This is a genomic window from Martinezella lusitana, assembly GCF_900094565.1.
Taxonomy (GTDB): Bacteria; Pseudomonadota; Alphaproteobacteria; order Rhizobiales; family Rhizobiaceae; genus Rhizobium; species Rhizobium lusitanum.
Window position 1 is genome coordinate 36,867 of sequence record NZ_FMAF01000016.1, and the last position, 17,276, is coordinate 54,142.

Annotated in this window: 11 protein-coding genes; 7 read left to right on the plus strand and 4 right to left on the minus strand. The window is 60.7% G+C overall.

All coding sequences use genetic code 11. From position 1 onward, the window contains the following. Positions 1 to 5: 5 nt before the first annotated feature. Genes GA0061101_RS25210 through GA0061101_RS25220 form a run of 3 tightly spaced genes read right to left on the minus strand, consistent with a single transcriptional unit; the run spans position 6 to position 6,771 of the window. Complete coding sequence (locus GA0061101_RS25210; protein ID WP_092575571.1) at positions 6 to 2,672, minus strand: hypothetical protein; 2,667 nt, start codon at positions 2,670 to 2,672, stop codon at positions 6 to 8. Between the two features lie 38 nt (positions 2,673 to 2,710). Next, on the minus strand, positions 2,711 to 6,268 hold the full coding sequence (locus GA0061101_RS25215; protein WP_092575476.1) for a molybdopterin cofactor-binding domain-containing protein: 3,558 nt from the start codon (positions 6,266 to 6,268) through the stop codon (positions 2,711 to 2,713). Further along, on the minus strand, positions 6,265 to 6,771 hold the full coding sequence (locus GA0061101_RS25220; protein WP_037197086.1) for a (2Fe-2S)-binding protein: 507 nt from the start codon (positions 6,769 to 6,771) through the stop codon (positions 6,265 to 6,267). The genes GA0061101_RS25215 and GA0061101_RS25220 overlap by 4 nt, the downstream gene beginning before the upstream one ends. A gap of 285 nt (positions 6,772 to 7,056) precedes the next feature. Between GA0061101_RS25220 and GA0061101_RS25225 the strand changes: the two genes are divergently transcribed. Together GA0061101_RS25225 and GA0061101_RS25235 are read left to right on the plus strand one after the other, a co-directional pair. Further along, complete coding sequence (locus GA0061101_RS25225) at positions 7,057 to 7,248, plus strand: GMC family oxidoreductase (RefSeq protein WP_245297570.1); 192 nt, start codon at positions 7,057 to 7,059, stop codon at positions 7,246 to 7,248. Between the two features lie 724 nt (positions 7,249 to 7,972). Then, on the plus strand, positions 7,973 to 8,533 hold the full coding sequence (locus GA0061101_RS25235) for a dual specificity protein phosphatase family protein (protein WP_092575479.1): 561 nt from the start codon (positions 7,973 to 7,975) through the stop codon (positions 8,531 to 8,533). A 162-nt stretch (positions 8,534 to 8,695) separates the two neighbouring features. Here the strand turns inward: GA0061101_RS25235 and GA0061101_RS25240 are convergent, their stop codons facing one another. After that, complete coding sequence (locus tag GA0061101_RS25240; RefSeq protein WP_047553297.1) at positions 8,696 to 9,340, minus strand: TetR/AcrR family transcriptional regulator; 645 nt, start codon at positions 9,338 to 9,340, stop codon at positions 8,696 to 8,698. 114 nt (positions 9,341 to 9,454) lie between these two features. Here GA0061101_RS25240 and GA0061101_RS25245 point away from each other — a divergent pair, with 114 nt between their 5' ends. From GA0061101_RS25245 to GA0061101_RS25265, 5 genes are all read left to right on the plus strand, one after another. Next, a complete protein-coding gene (locus GA0061101_RS25245; protein WP_167669594.1) occupies positions 9,455 to 10,531 on the plus strand; it encodes an efflux RND transporter periplasmic adaptor subunit in 1,077 nt (358 codons plus the stop codon). Further along, positions 10,531 to 11,613 (plus strand): efflux RND transporter periplasmic adaptor subunit, encoded by a 1,083-nt coding sequence (locus GA0061101_RS25250; protein WP_037197082.1) that lies wholly within the window; start codon positions 10,531 to 10,533, stop codon positions 11,611 to 11,613. The genes GA0061101_RS25245 and GA0061101_RS25250 overlap by 1 nt, the downstream gene beginning before the upstream one ends. Then, a complete protein-coding gene (locus GA0061101_RS25255) occupies positions 11,610 to 14,681 on the plus strand; it encodes an efflux RND transporter permease subunit (protein WP_092575483.1) in 3,072 nt (1,023 codons plus the stop codon). The genes GA0061101_RS25250 and GA0061101_RS25255 overlap by 4 nt, the downstream gene beginning before the upstream one ends. Positions 14,682 to 14,876: 195 nt before the next feature. Further along, positions 14,877 to 16,016, plus strand: a complete 1,140-nt coding sequence (locus GA0061101_RS25260; RefSeq protein ID WP_051963513.1) for an alpha/beta hydrolase — start codon at positions 14,877 to 14,879, stop codon at positions 16,014 to 16,016. A 198-nt stretch (positions 16,017 to 16,214) separates the two neighbouring features. After that, the gene (locus GA0061101_RS25265; protein WP_037197080.1) at positions 16,215 to 17,252 is read left to right on the plus strand and encodes a LacI family DNA-binding transcriptional regulator; all 1,038 of its coding nucleotides are present in this window, start codon (positions 16,215 to 16,217) and stop codon (positions 17,250 to 17,252) included. The last annotated feature ends 24 nt before the right edge of the window (positions 17,253 to 17,276 follow it).

Below are 17,276 nucleotides of genomic sequence, written 5' to 3' on the forward strand. Positions count from 1 at the left end.
TACATTCATTCCTTCACACTGAACGGGTCGTAGAAGAGCAGCCTCGGCGCTGCCGTCAAGCCGCTTTCATCGGGCCAGACCGAGCCGGCATAGGGCGTTCCGGCATAATAGCGATTGGCAGCCGTGTTGCTGACCGCAAGTTCAAGATCGTGCGGCCCCGCGGACAGGCAGCCGAGAGCAATCCGAAAGGGCGGAAAGCAGCGCATGCCAGCATCACGCCCATCGATGCGAACCGTGACGGCCGTCGCCACCGAGGGGAGATCCAGGATAATATCGGCGGCGGCGTCGAGATCGAATGTAAGGCGATAGAGGCCGATGCCGGAGAAATTCGCAAAACCCTGCACCTGCCAGCCTTCATCGACATTGATCGCGAGGGCATCGCCGCCTTCCGATGTCCTGAACGTCCAGCCGCGATCGAGAGCCACCGCACGCGATGGATTCGGTTGTTTGAACAGGGGCGCGATTGCTCCGGATGCTGCCGGACTTTCGCGTAGGCGAAGACACACGAGTTGTTGCGGCTCGAGGGTGATGCTCAAGGATGTTGCCGTTGCGATCGGCGTGTGCGTCCCCTTAACCGCGTCCCAGATTTCGTATTCCATGCCAGCGCCAAGCGATATCAGCAGGTCGTCCGCGTCGTTTCCTTCGTTGAAGAGCACAACGCGCAAAAAATCCTCGCGATCACTCGCGATGTGGCGGCCTATTTTGCCGGAGAAGGATATTGTCGGACCTTGCGCCGGCAACCTGTTCAGCAGTTGGGTGATCATCTGCGCGTCCGGTTCGGTGTCGAGATGGGCTGTCGAGCTGATTGACAAGCTTCCGTCGCATGCGCCTTCCGGAGCGTCGCCCGAAGTCCACAGCTCGCCACCCGCGGCAACAAACTCGCCGAGTATGCGGGTGGTCCGAACGCTCCCGAGAATTCTGACCGCCGGCAGGGCGAGGGCTGCAAAACGGAGACCGTTGACATGCAGCCGCCCGTCACGGATCTCGGCATCTATCAGGCTCTTTTCGTCGATCACCATGTAGTCGCAGCCGTTTTCGGCAAGAGCCTCGCACCATCTGCCGAAATGCCGGGCGTGTGCATGGCGCGGCCCTTCCGCCCATGCCGTGTGGAGCGGGTAGAAGAGTGCAATGGGCGCAAGCGGTGCCGTATCCTCGAGGAAAGCCGAGAGCCGTGCGGTCTCATCAGCAATGGTGGCATGATGCGGCCACCAGGGCTCGAAATTCAGGCCGGGCGCGAAGTCGAAACGCGGATTGACGAACAGCCTGTCGTCATCATCGTCGCCGTCGGTCTGGTAGAGCGCGTGCATCAGCACCTGGCGGGCGCCTAGCAGATGCAGCCGTATCGATTGCGCGCGCAGCGTTGCTGGCGTCAGCTCCCATTGCCCGGCACCGCGTCGCTCGGTGCGGGTGGCGGTCGTGTAGAGTTCGACGATCGTCCGCGAACGTCCGTGGGCGCGAGCAACGGAGTCGCCGAGCTTCGGCGCGAGTTGTGCCGCGAAATTATTGGCATCGACGGCAGTCTCGTCACGCAATGCGTCGAGGCCGAAAAAGTCGACAGCAGGGGTGACCCGCGGGTCGATCGAGGAGAAGCCGCCATTGAGCGCGAAGCTGCCGACATGTGGCAGGATCTCATGTCCGGTCAGGGACAGGCCATGCCTTCGCGCAAACGCCTTCAGCGGCTGGAAAAAGCCATCATACATTAGCCGGGTATAGGTTCCGTAGAAGAGACAGCGCAGCCGTGCGGTCGACGGACCCAGGTCCGTCACCAACGACAGCAACACAGTGCCGAACGCGGTTCCGCTTGCCGTCTCGACCGCGGCTTCCAGCAGCGGCGCATAGAGCGGGCTGTTGCCAAGGTTGCCGGTCTGCTGTCGCCAGCGATAGAAGCCGGGACCCGGCTGGTCGAAGAACAGGAATTCAAGCGGCTTCGGCATCAGTCTGCCGAGCGCATCCGCATAGGGTTGGAGGCCGACGTCCACGAACCGTTGGCCGGCTTCCGGCAGAAGATAGTTGATGAGCCGAGAGGTTAGGCAGCGCGCCGAGGCGAACACCGTCAGCCTCCATCCCTTCGGAATTTGGCCATCGTAAGAGAAGCGGCAGCCCTCGTCTGTCCCCACAATGCGAACCCGATCGCTCACGTCCAGGATCAGGTCCGGAGACGGCGCATCGACGGGATGCAGCAAGGCGGCGACGCGTTGCCAGTCACCGAAGCGCGGCACACCGCCGTCATATAGCCAATCGGCAATATCCGGGCCTAATGCGGCCGCGAATGGCGCCTCGATCCCGTCGATTTCGCCTGTGGGCGTCTCTTCGGCTGCCCAGAAGAGATGCCGTTCGCGCAAGTGGTCCGCGCCTTCGACCGTGCGCCCGCCGGCCTGACCGCTCGTCCAGTTGTAGTCATCGTACAGCCCGGCGGTGAGGCCGAGGTCGCCCATAATCGCGACTGCCTGCGCATAGGCCTGCAGAAAGGCAGGCGAGAGGTAGACCGAGCGCGGGAGTGCAAGGCGCGCCTGGATGAGGATCGTGCCGTAACCCTTGTCGCGAAAGTCCGTCAGTTGCGCCCTCATCTCGTCTGGAGACGGCAGACTGTGCCAGAACCAGTAGGCGGCTGGACGGAAACGGGATTGCGGAGCTGCAAACCAGTCCGGCGCTGTCTGCTCAGTCCTTTCCATTTTTCCGGCCTCCTCCATCGTGCGCATTCGCTCCCACCTCAATCCATCGGCTGGGCGGCGCGAGCGCGTTCGATGGCGGCACCAAGCTCCTGCCAGGAGGGTCTATCGGGGGCGAAGCGGGCGCGTAGATAGGTGGCGAGGTCGGTCAGTTGGCGATCACTCAGGCTTTCGCCATAAGCCGGCATGGACATGATCTCGGCGGCATCGGCACCTGCCTTCTGGGCGAGCAGCGCCGGAGCTTCCGCCCCGTGCATCATCGTCAGCAGGACATTGTCGGGTCGGTCAGCGTGCAGGTTGCTATTGAAGGTGAGCGATCCGAGCGGTGAAGTTTCGGTGTGACAGGCTGAACAGGCACCCTCGAATAGCCTTGCTCCCACCGGCGCGATGCGTGCCGCCATCGCCTCGGCCGCCTTTGTGGCAGCGAGCGCGGTCGTTTGCTGCGCGGCCGCACCGTCTTCGGTTTGGCCAGAGAAACTTGCCAGATACGTCGCCATGGCCTGGATATCGCTGTCGGGAAGGGGAGCAAGCGCCTTGACGACCGCGCCCATCGGCCCGCCGGCGCTGCCATGGCCCTTGGCGGTGCCGGTGCGCAGATAGTCGTAGAGAGCGGTTTGGCTCCAGCCGACGGGGGCAAGACCGGCACCGTTCAGCGCCGGTGCATTCCAGCCCTCCGCGACACCGCCCGCAAGATGGAACTCGCCCTTCTTCTCGGCGCCGAGCACGTTGCGCGGCGTATGGCAGGCGCCGCAATGGCCGAGGGTTTCGACGAGATAGGCGCCGCGGCTCCAGGCTTCACCTTTCGTTGCGTCCGCCGGCACTGTCATTCCGCCGGGAAAGAGCATGTTCCAGCCGGCCAGCAATGGCCGGATGTTGAAGGGAAAGCGCAAGGCGTTGTCCTTGGTCTTTGTGGCAGAAGGTGCCTGCGTCATCAGGAAGGCATAGAGCGCCTGAAGATCCGCATCGGTGGCACCGGCAAAGGACGGATAGGGATGCACGGGATAGAGATGTTTTCCATCACGGCGCACGCCTTGTCGCATCGCCCGTTCGAAGGCTGGATAGGACCAGGCGCCGATGCCGCTTTTGGCGTCGGGCGTGATGTTCGTGGCATGGATCACGCCAAACGGCGTGTCGAAGGCGCGGCCGCCGGCAAAGGGTGTTCCGTCCGGTCCGGTGTGACAGACATTGCAGGCACCGACCGCCGCCGCCAGCCGTCCGCGTTCGATCGTGGCGGCGCTGTAGGTGCCGGGGTCCGGTCGCGTGATCTCGGGATAGGCCCCGCGCCAGGGCGAGGCGGCGAGAATGCCGCCGGCAAGCACGCCTGCGACGATGCCGCCTGCGCCTGCGAGCGTCGATCCGCGCCGCCACCATGGTTTCTTGACCGGTGTCGGCGGAGCGAGTGCCGGAGGTGTTTCACCAAGGGCTGCTAGCACGCGTTCGGGTGTCAGCGGCAGTTCGCGGAACCGAATGCCGGTGGCGTCGAAGACGGCGTTGACGATGGCTGCAGCCGATGGGACCGACGCGGATTCACCGGCGCCACGCGGTTCTTCGTCCTGCCGCAAAAGCATCAGCACGTCGATCTCAGGCACTTCCGGGAAGGTGATGATCGGATAGCCGCCCCACTCCGCGCTCTCGACCGCGGTGCTGGAGAAATCCACCTTCTCCTTCAGCACGCGGCTGGTGGACTGGATGACATTGCCGTGGATCTGGTGACGCACGCCATCCGGATTGATCATCATGCCGGAATCCTGGCCGACCGTCACGCGCGTGACCGCGATTTCGCCGGTCTTGCGGTTGACGGCGACATCGGCGACCCAGGCCGACCAGGCGGCCGGCGTTCCCGGAAACTTGCCGTGGACATAGAGCGCGTAAGCAAAGCCCCGGCCATAGAGCAGGTCGCCTTCGCCGCCTATCGTTCCCGGCTCAGTGCGCGGCGTCCAGCCGGCGCGCGCGCTCACCGCATGGACCAGATCGACCGCTCTTGGATCCTTCAGGTAGCGCAGCCGGTATTCGATTGGATCGACTTTGGCCGCGAAGGCGAGTTCGTCGATATAGCTTTCATGCGCGAAGCTGTTCGGCATGGCTGAGACGCCGCGAAACCACGACGCCCGCGCGATCGGCGGCATGTCCTGCACGGCGATGCGCATATTGCTGAAAGCATAGGGCGGGATCGCCGTGCGGTCACCCATGTCCGATGTTGCCGCGATGTTCGAGGCTTTGCCGGTCAGGATCAGGGCAAGCGTCGGCGACAGGTTCGACGGATAGCGCGTCTCGAAATCATAGGCCGCCGGCCCGCCTTCGAAATCGAGCCCGCCGCGCACATCGATCACCTGCGCGGCGCCCTTCGGTTCCCAGCCATGCTCCTGTTCGCGGGTGAGCTGCACGCGCACCGGCCGGCCGACTGCGCGCGACAAAAGGGCGGCATCGGCGGTCACGTCGTCAGCGCAATTGCGCCCGTAGCAGCCGGCCGCCTCCAGCCGCTCGACGAGAACAGCCTCTTCCGGCATGTCAAGAAGAAGCGCCAGATCACGGCGCATCGGATATGGGTTTTGCGTTCCGGACCAGACGACCAATCGCTCCGGGCGCCAATCGGCAACGGCGCAGGATGGGCCGATAGAGCCGTGCATCTGATAGGGCCAGACGTAGCTGCGATCAAAACGCGGCGAGGCGCCTTCGAGTGCGCGGTCGACATCGCCCTGATCGGCTAGAATGCGCTTCTTGGCCGGATTGTCGCGCAGCGCCTGCTCGGGATTGTTGAGGTCGGGCAGAAGTGGCGGATCGCGCCATACGACCTCGAGCCGGCGTGCGGCCTCGGCAGCGTTTTCCTCGCGCGTGGCGACGATGCCGACGAAATCGCCGATCGCCACGACGCCGACCAAGCCGGGAATATCCGAGATCGAGGCCTCGTTGACGGAGATCAGGCTATGGCCGACATGCGGGCCATGGTCGAAGCCGACATAGGGCGGGCGGACGACGCGGCCATGCAGCATGTTCGGCACGCGGACATCATGGACATAGGTCCATTGTCCCGTCGCCTTTGCGGCGATGTCGTTGCGTGACTGCGGCTTGCCGACGATCCTGTAGTTTTCTACCCGCTTCAATGGCGCGGTAACGTCGATGGCGATCCGCTCATGGCGCCCGGCGATCAGCTCGCCGAAGGTGATCGACCAATTGGCCGGTGTTTCGGGGTGAATGATGCCTTCTTCGACCGTGAGTGTCTGCGGTGCTTCGCCATATCGAAGGGCAGCTTGTTCGAGAAGCCATTGCCGCGCGGTTGCCGCCGCCTGGCGCAGCGGTATCGCTGTCACCTGTATCGTTTCGCTGGCGATCGTCGCACCCTGATCGGGTGCCGCCGTCGTGCTGCCGAGCACCATCCGGACCCGCTCGAAAGGCAGATCGAGCTCTTCCGCTACGATCTGCGCCAGAGCCGTCCGGATGCCTGTGCCAAGATCGACATGGCCGTTGAAGGCGCTTGCGGTCCCATCGGGATGAAGGGCAAGGAAAATGTCGGGCTGAAGCGCGTCTCCAGGCTTGACCACCAGCAGGATTTCATCCGCTTCGAGATAGCGGGTGCGGGGCGTCTCTTGCAGTGCGGTCATGGCGCATCCTCCGCAATCACCCACAAGGGGAGGGCAGCCATCAGTTCGCTGGCCCGCCGGGCCGCTGCGAGAATCTCGATATGCGTGCCGCAGCGACAGAGGTGGCGGCTGAGGGCTGCGCGAATGGCACTTTCGTCCGGCTGCGCGTCGCGCAGGAGCAGGGCCGTGGTCGCGATAATCATGCCGTTCAGGCAATAGCCGCATTGCGCGGCCTGTTGCTCGATGAAGGCCTGTTGCACCGGATGCGGCTTGTCCTTTGTGCCAAGACCTTCGAGGGTGACGATGGCGCGTCCCTCGGCGGCGGCAACCGATATCGTGCAGGCCCGCACGGCGCGCTTGCCGATCAGCACCGCACAGGCGCCGCATTCGCCGAGGCCGCATCCGAATTTCGGCCCGTTGAGACCGAGATCGTTGCGCAGGATATAGAGGAGAGGCGTTTCGGGAGGCAGGTCGAGCGTGTGGCAGTGCCCATTGACACTAAGAGCGATCGGACGAGTCTTCACCGCAGCTCCCTTCCTGACGCGAAAGCAATGGAAGGGCTCGCCGTTCCCTGCCGTCCCGGAACAATCCCGCCAACCGCAGAGGATGGCAGGACGCCACGCGAAATCGGGCGGTCGCAGCCGCGCGTTGTCAGGATTCTCATAGGCTCTGTTCCCAAGGGTCTTGGCCGCCCTTCGTTTGTATACGAATGATTGCCGCGGGGTGGCCGTCTGTCAATGGGCAAAGCTTGAAAACTGTATGACGGTGATGTCGTGTTATTTTTGGCGCGGTGGAGCAGCCGATCGGGCTTGAACGCCAATTGGGTGCTCCAGCGACCGAACAGCCGGGGCGAGATCATGCTGCGCTTGGCGGACCCGACGGAATATCCGGCGATCGATCCAAAATATTTCATCGCCGATCCCGGCGGGACAGATCTTGTGACCATGATCGTCGGCGTGCGCTCAACCGTGATATCCTCGCCCAATTGCCCTGGTGATTGATGGAGACCGGCGGCACGCCTGTTTGCAGGGTGCCCAGCATGTTGAGCGGCACGAGCTTGTCGGCGGTCGACGACTTCGAGTACAAATGCGAGAGCGCGTCAGCGGAGAGGACAAAGCGCGGGTCGAGTTCCATGACGACGTGATATTGGCTGACTTGCGTAAAAAGCGTCGCAACCTGCGCAAGACGGCCAAGGAACTGTGCTTGTTGTCGAAGACACAGGTCCCGGCATCCGGCCGGAGGAATCCGAAGCGGTTTTAAGGCGATTTTATAGAGCAGAACGCAGCAGGCACTCTCCGGGTAACGGGCCGGCCTCAGTCTGGTTGCGGCAATCGCGTGACTTCACAACATGGATCTGGCCATCGACCAGTGACCTGCGGGATCGCGCATTCGTCTCATCACGCGTTGACCGAATACGAACCCAAAATCATCGCAAGCGCATATTGCAAGACGCAAACAGCGGCTTTCTTCCTTCAGTCGCCGTTCCCGTGCGGACACCACTGGCTACGATAGCGCTTGAGCTCCAAGCTATACTTACGAAAATGTAAGAATATTACCGCCTTGAGGACATAATGATCTGCGAAGCTTGCGAACTTTCGATGTCCTGCATCTTTCGACGGCAGGAGCCGATGCAAGCAGCGAAGATCAAGAAAGAGTACCGGCATCGGTTCGCCTCAGCATCGGGCGGCGTCATACTGGATTTTCCGCAGAAACGAGAATGAGACCATGATCAAACTACTAAAGACATCTATTTGGATCGCCGGTATCTCGATGGTGCTTCTCGGCTCGCATCTGAGTGCGATCCAGCTTACGGATAATTTCGACGAGGTGGTGCCGGGTCAGCTCTATCGTTCCGCGCAGCCTTCCCAGGCCGATATTGACAATTATGTGAAGCACTATGGTATCCGGACCATCATCAACCTTAGAGGCAGGAGCGACGCCCTTTGGTATAAGGACGAGATCGGTGCCTCACAGCATGCCGGTATCTCCCATATTGATTTTGCGTTGCCACCATCTAAGGAAGTAACACCAGCGCAGGCCAACCGGCTAGTCGCCATTCTGCGCGATTCACCAAAGCCGATCCTTGTTCATTGTGAAACCGGTGCCGACCCTACCGGCCTCGTGTCGGCCATTTATCTTCAGCAAATCGCGGGTGTTGACGAGAAAAAGGCGGAAGGGCAGCTATCGATCCTCTATGGTCACTTAGGGATCCCCTATCTTTCGTCCACCTATGCGATGGACGAAAGCTGGGAGCAGCTTGAAAAGCGCTTTGGGCTGAAAAGCTAGGAGCAGGTTGCTTGGTGCTGGATACTTGCAACGGACTTTTATGGCGCTTCTCGTTCCGGTAGGGCTATGGGTTTGTTCAAGAAGCTCCGGAACCGGCCGCGCTTATCCCATTGCCGACCTTCAGCGCTCGTGGCGGGCGGCGTAATCGGCACCCTGTGAACCCTATTTTATTGTGCGCTCGGCTCGTGTCACCATCCCGTTGAGAAGCAGGTCAACGTGTCCGTCGATGAAGGCTTTTACGTCGCGAGGTTTTCGATCGGCGAACAACATGTACCAAAAGCTCAGCATTATCGCAGGACTGAGGGTAAGTTCGGGGATTTGCAAAGCAGCAGAAGCCCGCAGTTCGCCGGCGGCTACTCCCTCTTCGAAGAGCTCTCTTGCTGCATCGAACATTGGCGCGATGGTCTCTTCATAGTGGCGATCAACCACCTGCGGAAACCGCGACCCTTCTGATATGATGAAGCGCAGCATTTCTCTCGATCTGCGGTCGAGGACGATCCGTTCGTAAAAGAAATAGAAGAATGCCTTGATGCGGTCCGCATAAGGGCCGGTGAGCGTCTTCAGCTGAGCTCTTATATCGGCAAACGGAACCGCCATGTGCTTGAACATTGCCTCGAAAAGAACCTCTTTCGTCTCAAAATAGAAATACACTGTTCCTTTGGTCACTCCGACCCGAGCAGCGATATCTTCGACGCGGGTTGCCACATAGCCATGAGCAACGAATTCCTCAAAAGCGGCGTCCAGGATCTCCAACGGCCTGGCAGCCTTTCGCTGCGCACGCACCCCGAGCTTTTTTTTCTCCGCCATTATCCCTCCGACAGGCATTCCAATGCTGACGAGAAACCATCTCATTGACTAATCGGTTAGTCAAGTTTATCTGTCCGAAAACGTAAAGTGGTTCGGTGTTCGATCGGGGCCTTCATGGGAATTTCCAGAAATCTAATCTGGCTGGCGATGTCGGCAGCCATTCTTTCGTCATGTAGCGAAAAAAGCGGTGATCACTCCGCTGTCAGCCGGGAAGTGCGCACCGTGAGCGCCGAGCTCTCCAGCTATGCCTCCAATACGGCGGTGACCGGCGAGGTCAGAGCGCGGATTCAATCGGAATTGTCTTTCCGCGTCAGCGGCCGGATCATTGAGCGATCGGTGGACGTCGGTTCCAAGGTGAAGGCCGGTCAGGTTCTGGCGAAGATCGATCCCCAGGAGCAGCAAGCGGATGTCGATGTCGCAACGGCGAGCCTCCATTCGGCCGAAGCTCAGCTGATGCAGGCCCAACTTGCCTCGGATCGCCAGAAAAGTCTTTTCGCAAATCAAGTGACGACCCGCGCCAGCTATGACGCGGCGCAGGAAGCGCTTCTGACTGCGCAAGGCACGCTCGACGCGGCGCAGGCTCAGCTCGGGACCGCCAGGGACGCGCTTTCGTTCACGGAGTTGCGGGCAGATGCGGATGGTGTGATTACGGCACGCAATGCCGAGGTAGGGCAGGTGGCACAAGCCGCCCAGTCGGTGTTTACGCTTGCCCATGACGGACCGCGCGATGCGGTCTTTAACGTATTCGAATCGCTGTTCCTTCAAAAGTCCAAAGCGGATGTTCAGGTAAGCCTTCTGTCGAGCCCCGAAAAACGGATATCGGTGCCCGTTCGCGAGGTGTCTCCCACGATCGATTCCGCCACGGGCACGATCCGCGTGAAAGTGGGCCTCGATAAAAGCGGCGACGGCATGCCGCTCGGTGCGGTGGTCGTCGGCACGTTCACGGCGCAGCCACGCCAGGCGATCCTGCTGCCATGGAGCGCAATGACCTCGAGCGGCGGCACGCCTGCCGTCTGGGTTGTCGATCCATCCAAGCAGACGGTCTCGATGAAGAAGATCGATGTCGCGGAGTATCAAACGGGCAAGTTCGCCGTCAGCAGCGGTCTTGAGCCGAAGGAGCTGGTCGTCGTTGAAGGAGGCAAGTTCCTCCGGCCCGGGCAGCAGGTATCGGCCACACCGGAGACGAAATAATGAATAAACGCTCGATCATCGCGATCTCCGCAATAGCCGTCGCCCTTGCCTCCTGCGGGCAGAAAACCGATGCTCCACCGGAGAAAATCCGTCCACTGTTGTCGGTCGTGGTACAGCCGCAAGCGGCCGCCACTCTGAAGCTGGCAGGCGTCGTACAGCCCCGCATTCAAACCGATCTCGGCTTCAGGGTACTCGGCCGCCTCATTGCCAGAGAGGTCGGGGTTGGAGACGTCGTCACCAAGGGACAAGTCGTCGCCGCCATCGACCCGTTGTCGCTGCAGCTCGCGGTTCGCAGCGCGCAGGCCGATCTTTCGAACAGCCAGGCGCAATTGGCCAACGCCTCCACGACCGCGCAACGGCAGCAGGCGCTTGCGGACGCGAAATCCGGCAGCGAGGCAGCTCTCGAGAGCGCACAGCAGGCCGAGAAAACCGCCAGCGCCGCCGTTGCCAAGGCGCAGGCTAATCTTGCAAAGGCGGAAGAACAGCTTGGATATGCGCAGTTGAAAGCCGAGTTCGATGGTGTCGTCACGGCGGCATCGGCGGAAGTCGGACAGGTGGTGTCCGCGGGAGATACCGTTCTGACGGTCGCCCAGCCGGACCTCCGCGACGTGGTCGTCGATATTCCGGAAGCCGACATGCAGGGTCTGAAGATGGGCTCGCCGTTCGAGATCGCCCTTCAGCTCGACACCACCATTCGCGCCAGCGGCACGGTTCGCGAGATCGCTCCGGAAGCCGAGGCGGCAACCCGCACGCAGCGTATCAAGATCGGTCTGAACAATCCGCCGTCGGCCTTCCGGCTCGGCTCGGTCGTCACCGTCACGGCAACGACCGATGCCTCGCCGACGATCTCCGTCCCGCCACCGGCAATTCTGCAGAAAGATGGCAAGGCGAGCGTCTGGGTCGTCGATCCGGAGAAAAAAACCGTTTCGCTGCACTCGGTGGAAATCGCAAAACCGGATGGCGACGAAAGCCCGGTCACCGTTCTGTCGGGGCTGAAGCCCGGCGACCGTATCGCGATAGCCGGTGTCAATCACCTCTCCGAAGGCCAGCAAGTCAGAATTAATCAGGAGACGACCCCTTGAAGACGTTTAACCTCTCCGATTGGGCGCTCGAGCATCGCTCCCTCGTCTGGTATTTCATGATCGTCTTCATCATCGCCGGGGTTTTCTCCTACGTCAGCCTGGGACGCGAGGAAGATCCGAATTTCACGATCAAGACGATGGTCATCCAGGCCCAATGGCCGGGCGCATCCGCCGAGGATGTGACGAAGCAGGTCACCGATCGCATCGAAAAGAAGCTTCAGGAACTGCCGTCGCTCGATGTGACGCGCAGTATCACGACCGCCGGACAGACGATTGTCTTTGTCGACCTCCTCGCAACAACGAAAGCGAAGGATGTCGCCGGAACCTGGGTGCGCATCCGCAACATGATCGCCGATATCAAGGGCGACTTCCCGTCCGGCGTCGTCGGGCCGTTCTTCAACGACCGGTTCGGTGATGTCTTCGGCAACATCTTTGCCTTCACCAGCGACGGTCTCTCGCAGCGACAGCTGCGCGACCGGGTCGAGGACGCCCGTTCGAAGATCCTGACTGTGCCCAATGTCGGTAAAGTGGACGTCATCGGCGCTCAGGACGAGGCAATCTACCTGGAATTCTCGACCCGCAAGATCGCAGCTCTCGGCATCGATCGGCAAGCTGTGATTTCGACGTTGCAAGCGCAGAACGCAGTGACGGCGTCGGGCTTTGTGGAAGCTGGCCCCGAGCGCATCGCTTTGCGCGTCGGAGGGCAGTTCACGTCCGAGGAGAGCCTGCGCGCCATCAACCTTCGCGTCAACGATCGCTTCTTCCCGTTGACGGATATCGCGACGATCAAGCGCGGCTATGTCGATCCGCCGTCTTCGCTCTTCCGTTTCAACGGACAGCCGGCAATCGGTCTGGCGATCGGCATGAAGGACGGATCGAACCTGCTGGAATTCGGCAAGGCCCTCGAAAAGGAGATGGGCGTCATCGTCGGCGATTTGCCTATCGGCGTCGACGTCCATCAAGTGTCCGATCAGCCGGCCGTGGTCGATGAGGCGGTTTCGGGCTTTACACGCGCACTGTTCGAAGCGATCGTCATCGTTCTTGCCATCAGCTTTATCAGCCTCGGGCTTCGCGCCGGTCTCGTGGTGGCGATCTCGATCCCCTTGGTGCTGGCGATTACCTTCCTGGTCATGGCCTATTCGGGAATATCGCTGCAGCGTATCTCCTTGGGCGCGCTTATCATCGCGCTTGGCCTTCTCGTCGACGATGCCATGATCGCGGTGGAAATGATGGTGGCGCGGCTGGAATTGGGAGACGACCTGCGCAAGGCAGCCACTTACGTCTACACCTCCACCGCCTTTCCGATGCTGACCGGCACGCTGGTTACGGTCGCCGGCTTCATTCCGATCGGCCTCAACGACAGCGCCGCCGGTGAATTCACCTTTACGCTATTCGTCGTCATTGCTGTCTCGCTCCTCGTCTCCTGGATCGTGGCGGTCCTGTTCACGCCGCTGCTCGGTGTCAGCATCCTGCCGAAAACGATGAAGCAGCATCACGAGAAGAAGGGCAGGTTCGCGTCGATCTTTGCGGCCGCGCTCGATCTCGCCATGCGCTTCCGCTACGTCACGATCATCATCACGGTTGCCGCTTTTGGGCTTTCCGTCGCCGGAATGGGCTTCGTCCAGCAGCAGTTCTTTCCGTCTTCCGACCGGCCCGAGCTCGTAGTCGACTGGAATCTGCCGCAAAACAGCTCGATCGGCGAGACGAATCGCCAGATGGCGCAGTTCGAAAAGGACATGCTGGTCGGAAATCAGTCGATCGACCATTGGTCCAGTTATGTCGGCCAGGGCGCCCCGCGCTTCCTGTTGTCGTTCGATGTTCAGCCCGCCGACGTCAGCTTCGGCCAGACGGTCATCGTCACCAAGGGGCTGGACGTGCGTGACAAGGTTCGGGCCGATCTTCAGGCCTATCTCAACAAGACCTTCCCCGGAACGGACGCGTTCGTAAAGCTTCTCGATATCGGCCCGCCGGTCGGCAAGCCCGTGCAGTACAGAGTGAGTGGTCCGGACATTCAGACCGTCCGCGATCTTGCGCAGAAGCTTGCGGGCATCGTCGGCACGAACCCCTCTCTCGCGGCCCTGACCTTCGATTGGAATGAGCCCGCACGTGTCGTCAAGGTCGATGTTCTTCAGGACAAGGCACGGCAGCTTGGGGTGACGTCAGAGGACATCTCAACGGCGCTCAACGGTATTGTCGAGGGCTCCAGCACCACGCAAGTCCGTGACGACATCTATCTCGTCGATGTGATCGGCCGCGCCCAGGGATCGGAACGCGGATCTATCGACACGTTGCAGAACCTGCAATTGCCTGGCTCCAATGGCAAATCGGTGCCGCTGTCAGCGGTCGCGACATTCCGCTACGAGCTCGAGCAGCCGGTTGTCTGGCGGCGTAACAGGGTGCCCACGATCACGATCAAGGCCGGCGTCGTCGGCGCGATCCAGCCGGCAACGATCGTCACGCAGCTGGAGCCGAAGGTGGCCGAGTTCGAAAAGACCCTCCCTGTCGGATACTCGGTCGCCGTGGGCGGCGCCGTCGAGGAAAGCGGCAAGGCGCAAGGCCCGATCGCAGCGGTGGCGCCGATGATGTTGTTCGCAATGGCGACCATCCTGATGATCCAGCTTCAGAGCTTCCACCGCCTGTTTCTGGTCTTCGCCGTTGCCCCGCTGGCACTGATCGGCGTCGTCATCGCGCTACTGTCGAGCAATGCGCCCATGGGGTTCGTGGCGATCCTCGGCATTCTCGCACTGATCGGCATTCTGATCCGCAACTCAGTCATCCTGATCGTGCAGATCGAGCATCTAAGAGAGAGCGGCGTGCCCCCCTGGCAAGCCGTCGTCGAGGCGACAGAGCATCGAATGCGGCCGATCCTTTTGACCGCAGCGGCCGCCACGCTCGCGCTGATCCCGATATCGAGGGAAGTGTTCTGGGGACCGATGGCCTACGCCATGATGGGCGGCATCGTGGTCGGCACCGTCCTGACGCTGCTCTTCCTGCCGGCGCTCTATGTCGCGTGGTTCAGGATCAAGCGCACGTCACCCCATGGGAGTGAAGGCGTGCCACACACTTGACGAGGCATAGCGCATCGCCGGTCCGGACGGCGGTGCGCTGGAAATTCCATGTCGCTCGGCCCAACTCGGGCTCGTCGGCACGGGATATGATCCAAGCAGAGGGCTGAAGCTAAGCGAGAACGGTGTCGGCAAAGCTGTTGAGCAGCCGACGTCGGTACAATCCACGAAATAGTGATTTTATCGGATTTCAGCACAATGCAGTTTCTCGCCTCCTTCCGCCGTTTCCCACGGTTGCTTTTCCCGCTTGGCATCCTTCTCATCCTCGGTGCATGTGCCGGACGTCCTGGGCCTGAGGTTCTCAAGGTCGTCTCGGCAAAGAGCGCCGGTACACAAGAAGTTACCCTCTACGCAGCGACGACCAGGACAAAGGACGAGGGAAACGACAACGGGTTTTCCGTGGGACGCGCTGATGATCTGAATTACACCAAATATACGATATCGATCCCGCCGGCTCACAAGGCTTCGACGATCGAATGGCCAAAGGGTGCGCCGAATGCAAAAACCGATTTCGTTGTCACCTCTCAAAGCACACTGACGGCACCGGTCTTTGACAAGGATGTGGCCACCCAACAGATGCGGCACCGGCCCGTCGCCATATTTGTCCATGGCTATAACTATACATTTCAGGAATCGCTTTTCCGGTTGGCGCAAATGGCGGCCGACGCAAAGATGGCCGTGGTTCCGATTCTATTCGCATGGCCGTCGCAAGGGGCATTGACGGGCTACGTCGCCGATCGCGAATCCGTACTCTATTCCCGAGATTATCTCGCCTCGCTTCTGGTCTCGATCTCGGCTGATCGAAACAGCGGGGATATCATCCTGTTTGGGCACAGCATGGGTGGATTTTTGATCATGGAAACCGTGCGGCAGCTCAAGCTCGAAGGCCGGGACGATGTCCTGTCGAAGCTGCGCATCGTGCTGGCCGCACCTGACATCGATGCCGACGTTTTTCGCCGGCAGATGGACGTGATCGGCAAACTGAAGATACCGCTAAACCTGCTTGTTTCGAAAGACGACCGTGCGCTTGCCGCGTCCAGCTTTCTTGATGCCAATCATCCGAGGGTAGGACGTCTGGATATCGATGATCCGCAAGTCAGGGAAGCGGCAGTTAGGTTCGGGGTTAAGGTCATCGACATCACATCCGTCAAAGGATCCGATGGGCTTGGCCATGATCGTTTTGTGAGCCTTGCCAAACTTTATCCGCAACTGGCATCGCTCGATGAGCCGCCCAACCGCAGATCCGCTGGACAGGTCGGCGCCTTCATTTTCGACGCGGCGGGAGCCACGGTCGCCAGCCCCTTCAAATTGGTGAGCAAGGTGTTCGACCCTCAATAGGTGAGTTCCTTGATGCTTATGTTGCATCCGTCGAGCGGCGTGGAGCGAACACCTAAGTCAATGGATCCATTCGTTGGAATGCTTGGCCGACGGACACGCCGTGTTTGTCAATGAATGAACACACAGTGCGGCGCTTGACAGATCCGCGATTGTCAAACAGGATTAGTAAAGCGATTTACTAAAGCGGTTTACAAGACAATGGCGCATGAACGAGCTCCCGGTTTGAAAGATGTGGCGAAAGCCGCCGGGGTATCGGTGACAACCGTCTCGCGCATGCTGAATGGGTCACTCGATCTGCCGGCCGCAACCAAGCAACGCATCGACGAAGCGATCTCCGCGCTAAAATATCAGCCCAACCCTCATGCGCGTCGTTTGAGCCGTGGCCGTTCCGATACGATCGGGCTCGTCGTCCCCGACATCGCGAATCCCTTTTTTGCCACCATGGTTGCCGCCGTCGAGGAGGCAGCCAATGATCTGGGCCTTGCGGTCTCGCTATATGCGACCCTCAATCGCACCGGGCGTGAAGTCGCCTATCTTCGGCTGCTTGAGCATAATCATGTCGACGGCCTTGTTTTCGTGACCAACCATCCGGACGACGGCGAACTGGCGGCACTCATCAATCGAACCGGGAAGGTCATCGTTGTCGACGAAGACGTACCGCTCGCGATGGTGCCCAAACTTTTTTCCGACAACTTGCAGGGTGGTTATCTCGCGGGCCGTCACCTGGCCGAATTCGGTCATCGTAACGTGCTTTTTGTCGGAGGCCCCGACGCGATGATCAGCACGCAGCGCCGCTTCAATGGATTGCGCAGCGGTCTGCAGGAACGGTTTGGCGAGGCATTTTCGATCCGGCGCTATAGCGGCGAATATACGGTCGCGTGCGGCCGGGAGATGGCACGGCGTTTCCTTGAGGAAGGATCCCCTGCGACGGCCATTTTTGCCAGCTCGGACGAAATCGCGATCGGCATGATCGAAGTGCTGCGCGAACACGGCATCTCCATTCCCGATGATCTGTCGATCATCGGTTTCGACGATGTCAGCCCCTTGCATCTCTTTGCACCGCCTTTGACGGCGATCCGCCAGCCGGTGCGTGCCATCGGCCGGCGTGCCCTATCCCTTCTTCTAGAAACAAACTGGCAAGAGAGCGAGGTGCTTGCCACCGAGGAACTCGTGCCGGTCGAAATCGTCGTGCGGAACTCCGTTGCACCGCCGTCGACCCGTAATAAGCAACGGTAACAATAAGCAAAGATAACGAAACCA

Coding starts and splice junctions, on each gene's coding strand:
- GA0061101_RS25250 (WP_037197082.1), top strand. CDS start 10,531: ATGAATAAACGCTCGATCATCGCGATCTCCGCAATAGCCGTCGCCCTT.
- GA0061101_RS25215 (WP_092575476.1), bottom strand. CDS start 6,268: ATGACCGCACTGCAAGAGACGCCCCGCACCCGCTATCTCGAAGCGGAT.
- GA0061101_RS25235 (WP_092575479.1), top strand. CDS start 7,973: ATGATCAAACTACTAAAGACATCTATTTGGATCGCCGGTATCTCGATG.
- GA0061101_RS25265 (WP_037197080.1), top strand. CDS start 16,215: ATGGCGCATGAACGAGCTCCCGGTTTGAAAGATGTGGCGAAAGCCGCC.
- GA0061101_RS25260 (WP_051963513.1), top strand. CDS start 14,877: ATGCAGTTTCTCGCCTCCTTCCGCCGTTTCCCACGGTTGCTTTTCCCG.
- GA0061101_RS25245 (WP_167669594.1), top strand. CDS start 9,455: ATGGGAATTTCCAGAAATCTAATCTGGCTGGCGATGTCGGCAGCCATT.
- GA0061101_RS25240 (WP_047553297.1), bottom strand. CDS start 9,340: ATGGCGGAGAAAAAAAAGCTCGGGGTGCGTGCGCAGCGAAAGGCTGCC.
- GA0061101_RS25210 (WP_092575571.1), bottom strand. CDS start 2,672: ATGGAAAGGACTGAGCAGACAGCGCCGGACTGGTTTGCAGCTCCGCAA.